Consider the following 12,532-nt stretch of genomic DNA (forward strand, 5'->3'; position numbering starts at 1 on the left):
AAGGAGCAAACTATGAACTTTCTGACTGCCGTCAGCCGGCAAATGACCCGATTTACCGCCCTGATTATCGTCCTTGCCTCTATCGTCGCCTTTATCGAACCCGCTACCTTTTCATGGGTGAAAGGCGACACGCAAGTCGTCGTACTCGGCATCATTATGCTCGGCATGGGCATGACTCTAGGCAAAGAAGATTATCAAATTTTGGCTAAACGCCCGCTCGATATTTTCATTGGTGCAGTTGCCCAATATACCATTATGCCGCTGCTCGCCATCGGTATTGCCAAAGTCTTCAACCTATCTCCCGGATTGACGCTGGGTTTGGTTTTGGTCGGTACTTGCCCGGGCGGTGTTTCGTCCAACATCATGAGTTTCCTTGCCAAAGGCGATGTTGCCTTCTCAGTCGGCATGACCACCGTCTCCACCGTCCTCGCCCCCGTTATGACGCCGCTGTGGATGACTTACCTTGTCGGACAAACCGTCGAAATGGACGGCTGGGGCATGTTCAAGTTTATGTTGCTCGTTACCCTGTTGCCCGTCGTTATCGGCTCTGCCGCCAATATGTTGCTGCACAAAAAACACTGGTTTGAAGATGTACGCGCCATTATGCCCGCTGTCGCCGTGGTCGCATTTGCCTGCATCGTCGGCGGTGTTGCCGCTGTTCACGGTCACCGCTTCGCCGAATCTGCCTTGGTTATGGTGCTCGCCATTGCTGCCCACAATATCGGCGGCTACATACTTGGCTATTACAGCGGCGCACTGACCGGCATGAATACAGCCAAAAAACGTACACTCGCCATTGAAGTCGGCGTACAAAACGCCGGTCTCGCCACCGGTCTGAGTGCCAAATTCTTCCCAGGTAACGCCGAATCCGCCGTTGCCACCGCCGTCGCCTGCGTCTGGCACTCCGTATCGGGAACCGTCTTAGGCAACTTATTCGCTTGGTGGGATAAGCGTAAGCAATAAGCTTCGGTATTCGGTTGCAAACCTTGCACAATAATCAAAAGGTCGTCTGAAAAACATTTTTCAGACGACCTTTTTGTCATGCGGATGAAAACGGCTTTAGCGGTTTTTCAATTCCAAAACGTCCTGCATATCATACAAACCCGTTTTGCCGTTGACCCAAACTGCTGCGCGGACGGCACCGGCGGAGAAGGTCATGCGGCTGCTGGCTTTGTGGGTGATTTCGACGCGTTCGCCGTCGGTGGCGAAGAGGGCGGTGTGGTCGCCGACGATGTCGCCTGCGCGGACGGTGGCAAAGCCGATGGTGGATGGATCGCGCGGGCCGGTGTGGCCTTCGCGGCCGTAAACGGCGCATTGTTTGAGGTCGCGGCCGAGTGCGTCGGCGATGACTTCGCCCATGCGCAGGGCGGTGCCGCTGGGGGCGTCGACTTTGTGGCGGTGGTGGCCTTCGATGATTTCGATGTCGTAGCCTTCGTTGAGGACGCGGGCGACGGTGTCGAGGATGTGGAAGGTGAGGTTGACGCCGACGCTGAAGTTGGCGGCGAAGACAACGCCTGTTTTTTCGCCTGCGGCTTGGATGGCAGCTTTGCCTGCGTCGTCGAAACCGGTGGTGCCGATGATGATGTTGACGCCTTTTTCAACACATTTTTGCAGGTGTTTCAGGGTCGGCTCGGGGCGGGTGAAGTCGATGAGTACGTCGCTTTGGGCGAGGACGGCATCAACGTCGTCTGAAATGGCGATGCCGGTTTTGATGCCGGAGGCGAAACCTGCGTCCAAGCCTAAGACTTCGGAGCCGGAGTGTTCGAGTGCGCCGGAGAGGACGGTGTCGGGATGGTTGTTGACGGCTTCAACCAGTACGCGCCCCATGCGGCCGTTGACGCCGGCGATGGCGATTTTTAATGCGCTCATGCGTTTTCCTTGTGATTATTGTGCGGTTTGGGCTGCTCTTTGTTCGGCTTGCAGGGTTTCGATGGATTTTTGGATGGCGTCGCCTTCTGCGCGGACAAGGACGTCGTTTTCAAAATAAACGGTGAGGTTGCTGCGGTCTTTGATGATGCCGTTGCGGCTGGTATTGAAGGTGTAGTCCCAGCGGTCAGCGTGGAATGCGTCGCGCAGCAGCGGGGTGCCGAGCAGGAGTTGGACTTGGTCGCGGCTCATGCCTGCTTGGAGGGAGACGACGGCGCGGGGATCAAGTTCGTTGCCTTGGATGACTTTGAGTTTGTAAGAGGGGAACAGGGAAACGCGTTCGGCGCTGCATGCGGAAAGTCCGATGAGGGCGGCGAGGGCAAGACAGAGGGTTTTGTTCACAGATATGCCTTTCTGTTCGAATTCGGGTGGAAGGGTATCATTGCTTGAATTTTTTGAAAAAGCAAACGATAATCATCTCTTTGATTATAATTTCAGCCAGCTATCGTTTGTATGCAAACAAAACTTGTGGTTTTATTGCAAACCGCTATGGCGTAATAGTGGGCAAGCGGGCTGAAATTGCGTATTATAACGTCTATTACTTTACAGGGATATTGAATATTATGGAAAAATTCAGCAATATTGCGCAATTGAAAGACAGCGGTTTGAAGGTTACCGGTCCGCGTTTGAAAATCTTGGATTTGTTTGAGTCTCATGCTGAAGAGCATTTGAGTGCCGAAGATGTGTACCGTATTTTGCTGGAAGAGGGTGTGGAAATCGGAGTAGCGACGATTTACCGCGTGTTGACCCAGTTCGAGCAGGCAGGCATTTTGCAGCGCCATCATTTTGAAACCGGCAAGGCGGTTTACGAATTGGACAAAGGCGACCACCACGACCATATCGTCTGCGTGAAATGCGGCGAGGTAACGGAATTCCACAATCCCGAAATCGAAGCCCTGCAAGACAAAATCGCGGAAGAAAACGGCTACCGCATCGTTGACCATGCGCTTTATATGTACGGCGTGTGCGGCGAGTGCCAAGCGAAGAGCAAACGCTGATTCCGTTTTAAGATGCTTGATGTTCAGACGACCTCGGATGAGAATTTGGGGTCGTCTGAAATTTTTTGCGGAACATAAACAGTGTGTCGCTGAGAACCAGAAAATATTTTAGGATTTCCGATGAGTATCCCTTTGCTTTACCCTAATGATTACACTTTCCCCGATCCGTTTTACGCGCTGGAAGAACGAGACGGCTTGGTCGGTATCAGCCGCGATTTGGATACGGGACGGCTGCTGTCGGCGTATCGGCAGGGGATTTTTCCTTGGTTCAGCGAAAACGGTTGGTTTTTTTGGTACACCATAGATCCGCGCGCTGTCATCGTTCCTGAAAATCTGCATATCGGGCGTTCGTTGGCGAAAACCTTGCGCAACAAACCCTATCGGGTAACGGTTAACCAATGCTTCGAAACCGTCATTGCGCATTGCGCCGCCTTTCCGCGCCCCGGTCAGGACGGCACATGGATTGTTCCTGAATTCAAAGCCGCTTATACCGAGCTGCACCGCTTGGGTCATGCGCATTCGTTTGAATGTTTCTATCCCGATGAAACAGGTCGTCTGAAACTGGCGGGCGGCTTTTACGGCGTACAAATCGGACGGGTGTTTTACGGAGAATCCATGTTTGCCCTTGAGCCGGATGCCTCCAAAATCGCCTTCGCGCGAGCTGTCCCGTTTCTTGCCGGATTGGGCATCGAGTTGATTGACTGTCAGCAAGATACCCTGCATATGCATCGTTTCGGTTCGGAACCGATACCGTTCGCCGAATTTCAGACGACCTTGCAACGCTTGAACGCTTTGCCTTTGAAGGAAGCGTTGGGCGCGAGGGTAGTGGGTGGAACGTTGGACTAGCGGCAGGATATAGAGTCGACTTCGAGTCAGAAGCGAATAGCAAAAGGTCGTCTGAAAAACCAAAAATGAGGTTTTCAGACGACCTTTTTTAAAGATTACGCCTTACAAATCAAATTCAGCGACAACCGGCGCATGGTCGCTGGGGCGTTCTTGCGCGCGCGCATCCAAATCGACATAAACGTCTTTCAACACAGCAGACAGGGCGGGGCTGATAAGCTGGTGGTCGATGCGCAGTCCGAGTTTGCGTTGGAACATCGCGCCGCGATAGTCAAACCAAGTGTAAAACGCGCCTTCGGGGTGGATTTGGCGCAGGCTGTCGGTTAGGCCCAAATCCAACAGATTTTTGAACCACTGTCTCTCGATGGATGAGCAGTGGATTTTTTCATGCCATTTTTCAGGGTCGTAGCAGTCGGCATCGGCGGGCGCAATATTGAAGTCGCCGAGCAAGACCAGTTTTTCGTGGCGGGTCATTTCGTCGCGGACAAATTCAGTCAAAGCGGCAAACCATTGTTCTTTATATTGGAATTTCGGGCTGTCGAGGGCTTCGCCGTTGACGCAATAGACATTGATGACGCGCACGCCGTTGACGGTTGCGGCAATGACGCGGCGTTGCGGGTCGTCGGGCAGGGCGGGCAGACCGACGTGTACGTCTTGCGGTTCGCTGCGGCTGATGATGGCGACGCCGTTGTAGGTTTTTTGTCCGCTCCAAACGCTGTGCCAACCCATCATTTGCAGGGCGGCGGCGGGGAATTTGTCTTGGTCGAGCTTGAGTTCTTGCAAAACGAGGACATCGGGCTGATGGTCGGCAAGCCAGTTTTGTACCTGAGGCAGGCGCACGTTGAGGGAATTGACGTTCCAAGTGGTGATTTTCATGCGGATTCCATGTGTGAGGGTCGTCTGAAAAGCGTTTCGGGCTTTTCGGGCACAATAAGGACAAAACAAAAGCGGTTCATGCAAAACCGCTTTGTTGGGTAAACGGGACGTTATTGTAACATCAGGGGATTTTGGCGGCTGCTGGTTTTGAAACAAAAATCCGTTTGAGAAAACAAGGCTCAACAGCCTTTAGGCGGCTTTACGGTTTTCCAAATTGCGCAACGTATCGAGGATGACGGCGGCTTCTTCGGATACCAGCCGGTATTCGATGATGCGGTGGTAGCGGGTGAAATCGATCAGACCTTCGGAGCGCAGGCGCGCGAGATGGTTGGAAACGGCGGTTGCAGGCTGTCCGAGCGCTTCGGATAATTCGGCGATGCTGCGTTCGCTGTCCATCAGCATGAACAAAATGGTCATGCGGTCGGGGTTGGCGATGAGTTTGAGAAGGGAAGAGAGACGTTTGGTTTCCATAGTGAGGCTTTCTTTATCAATAAGATTAGTTTTTGGGGGCTGAAACGGTAGGGCAAAATGAGTTCGATTCTTTTTGCGTTTATCCGTAAATTCAACCGTTTATATCGGGTAAGTATAAAGCAAGCAGTGTGAAAAAGGAGTATCTCCGTTAAAATTTATCGTAAATAATTGTTGTTTCGCCGGCTTTTGAGGCAGTAACTGAATCGGGTGAATATGTTTTTGGAATGTGGATAAAGGTTCTTGTTTTATTTTTATGTTTATAAAAACTAAAGAAACTATTTCTATACAAAGTGTTATCGGCGGTGTCGTATTTGGGAACTGTGTTGGGAGGTGGGAAATATTATTGGAGTCGTCTGAAAACAGAGGCAGGGAAGGGCTGTCGGAGAGTGTGATATTTTGCCGACACTTAAAGAGGTGTGGCGGATTGATGTCACAGATTATTTTTGTAGTGGGATTGGGGTTTTGAAGGTTTGCGCGTCGGTTTCGGATTAATTTATGATGAATGCTTGAGATTGAATAATCAGGAGATTTTTTGGATTTGGAAAGTGAAGGGATGGAAACGGTCAGGCAATGTCAGTCTGAAGAATGACTGATTCAAAAAATGATAAGCGGTGTAAATTTTATACAAATGGTATTTTTTATTGTAAATAATATAAATTGCGTTATAATCATAAAAAATTACATTAGCATTATAAATAAGCTAATACATTATAAAAAATAACATTTTTGCCGTCTGTATGGGGTATGGGGAGTGCTGTTCATGCAGGAGCGGCAGTATTTGCGGGAAAATATCATTTATGGATACCGACTTTCTGTCTTCAGGCGGTCTTGTGCTGACGGGTTGTGCAGCGGCATTTGCGCTGGCAACCTGCCTGTCTAAAAATACGCCTGTCAAACAATTTATTAACCGTTTTGCCGTCAATGTCCGTGCGGATTGCAGCTTGGACGAATCTGTCTATCATGAGTTTCGCGGCTTGGATATTTATCGGGACGGGCAGCATGAACAGATTGATTATGTTTATGTGTCCTGTTTCGGGATTTTCGTGGTTGCCACGCCGAATTATCAGGGCAGGATTTGGGGCGACGACGGCAATGGGATGTGGACGCATAAGTTTCACAAAAGCAAGACACTGTTCCCGAACCCTTTGTTGAAAAATCAGCAATACATTCGGATTTTGTCCGAGAAGCTCCACCTGCCGACGCGGGCGTTTTCTTCGGTGGTGGTTTTTCCGGGTAATTGCCAATTTCAAACCATGATGCCGGACAATGTTACGGAAGACTCTGATTTTGCCGAATATATTTCACAATATACAGAAGTCGTGCTGATGCCCGAAGAAGTCAAGCAAATCAGGGAAGTGCTGGAAGGCTATGAATTTGATTTGGTTTTCAACCGGCAGAGGTTTGAATCGCATGTATGAACAGGGTGGGGCGGTTTGGACGGATTGGGCATAATCGGTTTTTATGTATTGCAGATTACCCACTTCATAAACCTTCCACCTAGAAAGGACAAAACGTCGTCTGAATCGTTTTCAGACGACGTTTTTCTTCAGATGTTTTTAAGGTTCCGAACGTCCCAAAACCATCGCATCCCCGTAGCTGAAAAAACGGTATTCATGTTCGACCGCATGGCGGTACACCGCGCGGATGTGTTCCATGCCCGAAAACGCGCTGACGAGCATCAGAAGCGTGGATTTGGGCAGGTGGAAATTGGTAATCAGGCGGTCGATGACGCGGAAGCGGTAGCTCGGCGTGATGAAAATATCCGTGTCGCCCTGTCCGGCTTTCAGACGACCTGTCTCGCGCGCGGCAGATTCGAGGGCGCGCATGGAAGTGGTGCCGACTGCCCAAACTTTGTTTCCGCGCGCATGGGCGGCTTCGATGGCGGCGACGGTTTCGGACGGCACGTCAAACCACTCGCTGTGCATTTTGTGTTCTTCGATTTTGTCCACGCGCACGGGCTGGAACGTTCCCGCACCAACGTGCAAGGTTACTTCTGCCGTTTCCACGCCTTTGGCTTTCAGACGACCTAAAAGCTCGTCTGTAAAATGCAAACCCGCCGTCGGCGCAGCGACCGCGCCCTGATGTTTCGCATAGACTGTTTGATAGCGCGTGTCGTCATCCGCGCCGGCGGCGCGTTCGATATAAGGCGGCAGCGGCAAATGGCCGTTTTGCTCCAAAAGTTCGTAAACGGTTTGTTCGCCTTCAAAGCGTAGGCAGAACAGCTCGTCCGCACGCTCAACCATGACGGCACAAATATCGCCTTCAAAAATCAGCTTCGTGCCCGGTTTGGGCGATTTGGACGAGCGGATGTGCGCCAGCGCGGTGTGATTGTCCAAGACGCGCTCTATCAGGGCTTCGATTTTGCCGCCGCTCTCTTTTTGCCCGAACAGCCGCGCTTTCATGACTTTGGTGTTGTTGAACACTAAAACGTCGCCCGCCTCAATATAATCAGGCAAATCGCCGAACGCCCGGTCTTGCAGCGGCATATCGGGCAGCGCGACCAAAAGACGGCTGCTGCCGCGCACTTCGGGCGGGTGCTGGGCAATTAATCGGTCGGGCAGGGTGAAATCGAAATCGGAAATGTCCATAATCTTATTTTGGTGCTTACAAATTTTGTCAGGCGGTCATTATACGCACTTTGGCTTTTTTCAGACGACCTTTTCCCTTCATAAACCAACAAATTAGAATAAACACTCATTGAAAAAATACGCATTCGGACGAAATCTCCGAATCTGCCCGTTTTGTTCAAAAACCGCCTTTTTTCGAGATTTTGCTAGACATTTGTCGGCAAGTTCGGGAAAATAGTCAAATTCATTTACGGGTTTTCTGCTCCTGAGAATGCCCCTTTATGCAACAAAATACTGTCCGGTTTGCGCCGTTGCCGCAGGCCGGTTGTTTTCTGAAATATCCCGCAACAAACACGGCCGCTTCACAACATTTCGGCCGTATCGTAAAGGAACGAAAATGGATTTGCGCAAGTTAAAAAAACTGATTGATTTAGTAGAAGAATCAGGTATCGCCGAAATCGAAGTGACCGAAGGCGAGGAAAAAGTCCGCATCACCCGCGCCACCGCCGCTCCGGCTCCCGTTTATGCCGCGCCCGCCCAAGTAGCGGTGCCTGCCCCTGCACCCGCCGCCGCGCCTGCCGCCGCAGCAGCCCCCGCTCCCGCAGCCCCAGCCGCCCGCGACCTGTCCAACGCGCAAAAATCGCCTATGGTCGGTACGTTCTACCGCGCGCCCGGTCCGAATGCCGCCGCCTTCGTCGAAGTCGGTCAGCAAGTCAAAGCCGGCGATACGCTGTGTATCATCGAAGCGATGAAGTTGATGAACGAAATCGAAGCCGAGAAATCCGGCACGGTTAAAGAAATTCTGGTGGAAAACGGTACGCCTGTGGAATTTGGCGAGCCGCTCTTCATCATCGAATAATTCGTTTTCAGACGACCTTCCGGATTGCGGGCAGGTCGTCTGAAATGCTTTCCAACTCAGGATTTCCACCATGCGCCTGCTGTTAGCCATCTTCCTGCCCTTTGCCGTATTCTTCACCATCGGCCGTCCGATTGCGGGCATCATCTGCCTGATTCTCCAATTCACCTTAATCGGCTGGATTCCTGCCGCCATGTGGGCGGTGTACGCATTGAGCCAATACAAGACCGATGAAAAAATCCGCAATGCGTTGGGCAAAAGGTAACAAGCAGGTCGTCTGAAACCACAGGAAAGGTCATCATGCTGAAAAAAGTATTAATCGCCAACCGAGGCGAAATCGCGCTGCGCGTCCTGCGAGCCTGCCGTGAAATGGGCATCGCCACCGTCGCCGTGCATTCCGAAGCCGACAAAGACAGTCTGCACGTCAAACTTGCCGACGAATCCGTGTGCATCGGCCCTGCCGCTTCCGCACAAAGCTATCTCAATATTCCCGCCCTCATCGCCGCCGCAGAAGTAACCGGCGCGGATGCCATCCACCCGGGCTACGGCTTCCTTGCCGAAAATGCCAATTTTGCCGAACAGGTCGAACAATCCGGCTTCATCTTCATCGGCCCACGCGCCGAAACCATCCGCCTGATGGGCGACAAAGTTTCCGCCAAACACGCGATGATTGAAGCGGGCGTCCCTTGCGTTCCCGGTTCGGACGGCGCCCTGTCCGACGATCCCGCCGAAATCCTCAAAACTGCCGACAAAGTCGGTTATCCCGTGATTATCAAAGCATCGGGCGGCGGCGGCGGACGCGGTATGCGCGTGGTCGAGAAAAAAGAAGACCTCATCAAATCCGTCGAAATGACCAAAGCCGAAGCAGGCGCGGCGTTCGGCAATCCGATGGTCTATATGGAACGTTACCTGCAACGCCCGCGCCACGTCGAAATCCAAGTGCTCGCCGACGAACACGGCAACGCCATCTACCTTGCCGAGCGCGATTGCTCCATGCAGCGCCGCCACCAAAAAGTCATCGAAGAAGCACCCGCTCCCTTCATCGACGAAAAAGCCCGCGAAAAAATCGGCAAAGCCTGTACTGACGCCTGCAAACGCATCGGCTACCGTGGCGCAGGTACGTTTGAATTCCTGTATGAAAACGGCGAGTTTTTCTTTATCGAAATGAACACCCGCGTCCAAGTCGAACACCCCGTTACCGAGCTGATTACCGGCGTGGACATCGTGCAGGAACAAATCCGCATTGCCGGCGGTCTGCCTTTGCAATACAAGCAAAAAGACATCCACATCGAAGGCCATGCTTTCGAGTGCCGCATCAATGCCGAAGACCCGTACAACTTCATCCCCAGCCCCGGTCTGATTGAAAGCTGCCACCTGCCCGGCGGCTTCGGCATCCGCGTGGACAGCCATATTTACCAAGGCTACCGCATCCCGCCGTACTACGACAGCCTGATCGGCAAAGTCTGCGTCATCGGCAAAACCCGCGAGCAGGCAATGGCAAAAATGCGCGTCGCCCTCGCCGAGCTTGCCGTAACCGGCATCAAAACCAATACCCCGCTGCACCGCGATTTGTTCAGCGACCCCGGTTTTGAAAAAGGCGGCGTCAGCATCCACTATCTGGAACACTGGCTGGAAGAACGCAAAGCCAAACAGGACAAATAAAACCGTCCCGCTTGGATAGTCGAAGGTCGTCTGAAAAACCGCATGGCTTTCAGACGACCTTTTTTCAGACAGGTTGAAACCTGACTTCGGGTGTACTCAGAGATTGCCGACAAGCCTATAATTATGACTGAGTAAGCCTGTCAGCCGCCATTTCACGCAAGAAAAAAACGTGTTCAGGCAGAAAAACGATTCAATCACACTGTTACGCCAATAGCCGAAACATACCGCAAACAACCAAAATTGCGTATTTGACCGCCATTACCTATAGTGGATTAAATTTAAATCAGGACAAGGCGACGAAACCGCAGACAGTACAGATAGTACGGAACCGATTCACTTGGTGCTTCAGCACCTTAGAGAATCGTTCTCTTTGAGCTAAGGCGAGGCAACGCCGTACTGGTTTAAAGTTAATCCACTATAATTTCAGACGACCCCACCGAGAAAGCCCACCATGTCCTATCAACAAATCACCATCAACGTCAACGACGCCGTCGCCGAACGCCTCGCCGACGCCCTGATGGAACACGGCGCACTCTCCGCCGCCATCGAAGACGCCTACGCAGGCACCGAAAACGAACAAGCCATCTTCGGCGAACCCGGCATGCCGACCGAACAAATTTGGCAGCAAAGCAAAGTCATCGCCTTGTTCGGCGAAAACGACGATGCCGCAGCCATGATTCAAGCCGCCAGCCAAGCATGCGGGTTGAAAGACTTGGCATACACCAGCGAAATCCTTGCCGACCAAGACTGGGTGCGCCTGACCCAAGCGCAGTTCGACCCCATCCAAATTTCCGAACGCCTGTGGATTACCCCCTCTTGGCACGAAGCGCCCAACAGCAACGCCGTCAACCTCCAGCTCGACCCCGGCCTTGCCTTCGGCACCGGCAGCCATCCGACCACCCGCCTCTGCCTCAAGTGGCTGGACACACAACTCAAAGGCGGCGAAAGCGTCCTCGACTACGGCTGCGGCTCCGGCATCCTGACCATCGCCGCCCTCAAGCTCGGCGCAGGTTCTGCCGTCGGCGTCGATATTGACGAACAAGCCATCCGCGCCAGCAAGGACAATGCCGCACAAAACAACGTCGACGCACAGTTCTACCTGCCCGACGGTTTACCGCAAGGACAATTCGACATCGTCGTTGCCAACATCCTCGCCAACCCCCTGCGCATGCTCGGCGAAATGCTCGCCGCCCGCACCAAACAAGGCGGCCGCATCGTGTTGTCCGGTTTGCTGGATGAACAAGTCGAAGAACTCAGCAGTATTTACAGCCAATGGTTCGACATCGAACCCGCCGAAATCGACGAAGGCTGGGCAAGGCTCAGCGGCGTCAAACGCTGATAACGATACGTTCAAACAAAAGGTCGTCTGAAAACCGATTCAGGTTTCAGACGACCTTTTTCATGCTAATTCTGTATTAATAATTGGTCGAGCAGAACTGCTCACGCTTGTCCGCATCGGCGGCATAACACGTCAAGCCCATGCCCGCCGCGTTGCTGTTGTTCGCCTTCGCCCCGGGTTTTTTGTTCACCAAAACCTTGCCGTTTTTCCCGATTTCCACGGTTACGCCTTTACCGTTTTTCAGCTTCCACTTCAATACCTGCGCATCGGCATTCTGACACTTGTTGATCGAACAGCCGCCTTCAGTCGCTACATTACCGTTTTTATAAATCACACACTGCTGCTGACTGTCGGTACAGGCCGCATAGGCAGCAACAGAAAAACAGGAAATCAGCGCGGCAAACAAAACAGGTTTCATGGTTTGGACTCCTTGGGTGGTGATGATGGGTTTGCAATATCTCAAACTATACGCCTGTTTATATCGGTAAGCCATCGACTATGACGTCTGGTTGCAATTGCATTGCCGTTAAAGCATAATGTCATAATCGACACTGTTGTATGATAAAAGGAATAATAAATGAAGAAGTTGTTTTTGGCTGCCCTTGTTTCCGTCACATTGGCAGGCTGTTTCGGTAATAATTTCAGCTGGACCAGCGCCCGGCAAATCAGGCAGGGCATGAGTGAAAGAGAAGTGATTGCATTGATGGGCAAACCGACCAGAATCCAACCTTCCCCGATAGGGCTGGTCTATATATGGGGACACCTCAATGCCGTCACCGGCTCCGTTAAGACGACATCAGTCATCGTCAATGATGGTGTTGTGGCTGCCGACCCTATCATTCTGGGTGATCGCAGCCTACCGCTCAATATTTATTGATGGTTTAAAAATAACAATATAAACCGCCTGTTTGGGGCGGTTTTTGCATTTTCAGGTCGTCTGAATTGACGCTTTTTTTTGACAGAAGGGTTTGAACTTTGGGCATGTTCATCAAAT

At 52.0% G+C, this 12,532-nt stretch carries 15 protein-coding genes; 9 read left to right on the forward strand and 6 right to left on the reverse strand.

Features of this window, described 5'->3' with window-relative positions:
* Positions 1 to 12 precede the first annotated feature (12 nt).
* A complete protein-coding gene (locus tag ACMYUL_RS08045) occupies positions 13 to 963 on the forward strand; it encodes a bile acid:sodium symporter family protein (RefSeq protein WP_415769857.1) in 951 nt (316 codons plus the stop codon).
* 96 nt (positions 964 to 1,059) lie between these two features.
* Here the strand turns inward: ACMYUL_RS08045 and dapB are convergent, their stop codons facing one another.
* Positions 1,060 to 1,869: a 4-hydroxy-tetrahydrodipicolinate reductase gene (gene dapB / locus ACMYUL_RS08050; protein WP_415769859.1), complete on the reverse strand. Its 810-nt coding sequence runs from the start codon at positions 1,867 to 1,869 to the stop codon at positions 1,060 to 1,062.
* A 15-nt stretch (positions 1,870 to 1,884) separates the two neighbouring features.
* A complete protein-coding gene (locus ACMYUL_RS08055; protein ID WP_016686935.1) occupies positions 1,885 to 2,268 on the reverse strand; it encodes an outer membrane protein assembly factor BamE in 384 nt (127 codons plus the stop codon).
* 158 nt (positions 2,269 to 2,426) lie between these two features.
* Here ACMYUL_RS08055 and fur point away from each other — a divergent pair, with 158 nt between their 5' ends.
* The gene (fur, locus tag ACMYUL_RS08060) at positions 2,427 to 2,924 is read left to right on the forward strand and encodes a ferric iron uptake transcriptional regulator (RefSeq protein ID WP_003766333.1); all 498 of its coding nucleotides are present in this window, start codon (positions 2,427 to 2,429) and stop codon (positions 2,922 to 2,924) included.
* A 120-nt stretch (positions 2,925 to 3,044) separates the two neighbouring features.
* Positions 3,045 to 3,770 carry a leucyl/phenylalanyl-tRNA--protein transferase gene (gene aat / locus ACMYUL_RS08065; protein ID WP_415769862.1) on the forward strand — a complete coding sequence of 242 codons (726 nt, stop codon included), beginning with the start codon at positions 3,045 to 3,047 and terminating at the stop codon, positions 3,768 to 3,770.
* Positions 3,771 to 3,872: 102 nt separating this feature from the next.
* Here aat and xth read toward each other — a convergent pair whose 3' ends face one another.
* Together xth and ACMYUL_RS08075 are read right to left on the reverse strand one after the other, a co-directional pair.
* Positions 3,873 to 4,643, reverse strand: a complete 771-nt coding sequence (xth, locus tag ACMYUL_RS08070) for an exodeoxyribonuclease III (RefSeq protein WP_070493371.1) — start codon at positions 4,641 to 4,643, stop codon at positions 3,873 to 3,875.
* 189 nt (positions 4,644 to 4,832) lie between these two features.
* Positions 4,833 to 5,114 (reverse strand): ArsR/SmtB family transcription factor, encoded by a 282-nt coding sequence (locus ACMYUL_RS08075; protein ID WP_003766347.1) that lies wholly within the window; start codon positions 5,112 to 5,114, stop codon positions 4,833 to 4,835.
* A gap of 797 nt (positions 5,115 to 5,911) precedes the next feature.
* On the opposite strand from ACMYUL_RS08075, the gene ACMYUL_RS08080 reads away from it, so the two are divergent.
* Entirely contained in the window at positions 5,912 to 6,532 is a 621-nt protein-coding gene (locus ACMYUL_RS08080) for a nuclease-related domain-containing protein (RefSeq protein WP_070514201.1), read from the forward strand.
* A gap of 138 nt (positions 6,533 to 6,670) precedes the next feature.
* On the opposite strand, the gene queA is transcribed toward ACMYUL_RS08080, so the two are convergent.
* Positions 6,671 to 7,702 (reverse strand): tRNA preQ1(34) S-adenosylmethionine ribosyltransferase-isomerase QueA, encoded by a 1,032-nt coding sequence (gene queA, locus ACMYUL_RS08085; RefSeq protein WP_415769865.1) that lies wholly within the window; start codon positions 7,700 to 7,702, stop codon positions 6,671 to 6,673.
* A gap of 376 nt (positions 7,703 to 8,078) precedes the next feature.
* On the opposite strand from queA, the gene accB reads away from it, so the two are divergent.
* The 4 genes from accB (at position 8,079) to prmA (ending at position 11,538) form a co-directional block, all read left to right on the forward strand.
* Positions 8,079 to 8,540 (forward strand): acetyl-CoA carboxylase biotin carboxyl carrier protein, encoded by a 462-nt coding sequence (accB, locus tag ACMYUL_RS08090; protein ID WP_003757188.1) that lies wholly within the window; start codon positions 8,079 to 8,081, stop codon positions 8,538 to 8,540.
* A gap of 70 nt (positions 8,541 to 8,610) precedes the next feature.
* On the forward strand, positions 8,611 to 8,802 hold the full coding sequence (locus tag ACMYUL_RS08095; protein WP_003741645.1) for a YqaE/Pmp3 family membrane protein: 192 nt from the start codon (positions 8,611 to 8,613) through the stop codon (positions 8,800 to 8,802).
* A 35-nt stretch (positions 8,803 to 8,837) separates the two neighbouring features.
* Complete coding sequence (accC, locus tag ACMYUL_RS08100) at positions 8,838 to 10,199, forward strand: acetyl-CoA carboxylase biotin carboxylase subunit (protein WP_415769868.1); 1,362 nt, start codon at positions 8,838 to 8,840, stop codon at positions 10,197 to 10,199.
* Positions 10,200 to 10,650: 451 nt separating this feature from the next.
* Positions 10,651 to 11,538, forward strand: coding sequence for a 50S ribosomal protein L11 methyltransferase (prmA, locus tag ACMYUL_RS08105; protein ID WP_415769870.1), 888 nt, complete (start codon positions 10,651 to 10,653; stop codon positions 11,536 to 11,538).
* Between the two features lie 76 nt (positions 11,539 to 11,614).
* Here the strand turns inward: prmA and ACMYUL_RS08110 are convergent, their stop codons facing one another.
* Positions 11,615 to 11,956 (reverse strand): hypothetical protein, encoded by a 342-nt coding sequence (locus ACMYUL_RS08110; protein ID WP_415772924.1) that lies wholly within the window; start codon positions 11,954 to 11,956, stop codon positions 11,615 to 11,617.
* A 159-nt stretch (positions 11,957 to 12,115) separates the two neighbouring features.
* Here ACMYUL_RS08110 and ACMYUL_RS08115 point away from each other — a divergent pair, with 159 nt between their 5' ends.
* On the forward strand, positions 12,116 to 12,415 hold the full coding sequence (locus ACMYUL_RS08115) for a hypothetical protein (protein WP_415769872.1): 300 nt from the start codon (positions 12,116 to 12,118) through the stop codon (positions 12,413 to 12,415).
* The last annotated feature ends 117 nt before the right edge of the window (positions 12,416 to 12,532 follow it).

This window comes from Neisseria sp. CP9 (assembly GCF_047758525.1).
Lineage (GTDB): Bacteria > Pseudomonadota > Gammaproteobacteria > Burkholderiales > Neisseriaceae > Neisseria.

Coding starts and splice junctions, on each gene's coding strand:
- ACMYUL_RS08045 (WP_415769857.1), top strand. CDS start 13: ATGAACTTTCTGACTGCCGTCAGCCGGCAAATGACCCGATTTACCGCC.
- dapB (WP_415769859.1), bottom strand. CDS start 1,869: ATGAGCGCATTAAAAATCGCCATCGCCGGCGTCAACGGCCGCATGGGG.
- aat (WP_415769862.1), top strand. CDS start 3,045: ATGAGTATCCCTTTGCTTTACCCTAATGATTACACTTTCCCCGATCCG.
- xth (WP_070493371.1), bottom strand. CDS start 4,643: ATGAAAATCACCACTTGGAACGTCAATTCCCTCAACGTGCGCCTGCCT.
- ACMYUL_RS08075 (WP_003766347.1), bottom strand. CDS start 5,114: ATGGAAACCAAACGTCTCTCTTCCCTTCTCAAACTCATCGCCAACCCC.
- ACMYUL_RS08080 (WP_070514201.1), top strand. CDS start 5,912: ATGGATACCGACTTTCTGTCTTCAGGCGGTCTTGTGCTGACGGGTTGT.
- queA (WP_415769865.1), bottom strand. CDS start 7,702: ATGGACATTTCCGATTTCGATTTCACCCTGCCCGACCGATTAATTGCC.
- accB (WP_003757188.1), top strand. CDS start 8,079: ATGGATTTGCGCAAGTTAAAAAAACTGATTGATTTAGTAGAAGAATCA.
- ACMYUL_RS08095 (WP_003741645.1), top strand. CDS start 8,611: ATGCGCCTGCTGTTAGCCATCTTCCTGCCCTTTGCCGTATTCTTCACC.
- accC (WP_415769868.1), top strand. CDS start 8,838: ATGCTGAAAAAAGTATTAATCGCCAACCGAGGCGAAATCGCGCTGCGC.
- prmA (WP_415769870.1), top strand. CDS start 10,651: ATGTCCTATCAACAAATCACCATCAACGTCAACGACGCCGTCGCCGAA.
- ACMYUL_RS08110 (WP_415772924.1), bottom strand. CDS start 11,956: ATGAAACCTGTTTTGTTTGCCGCGCTGATTTCCTGTTTTTCTGTTGCT.
- ACMYUL_RS08115 (WP_415769872.1), top strand. CDS start 12,116: ATGAAGAAGTTGTTTTTGGCTGCCCTTGTTTCCGTCACATTGGCAGGC.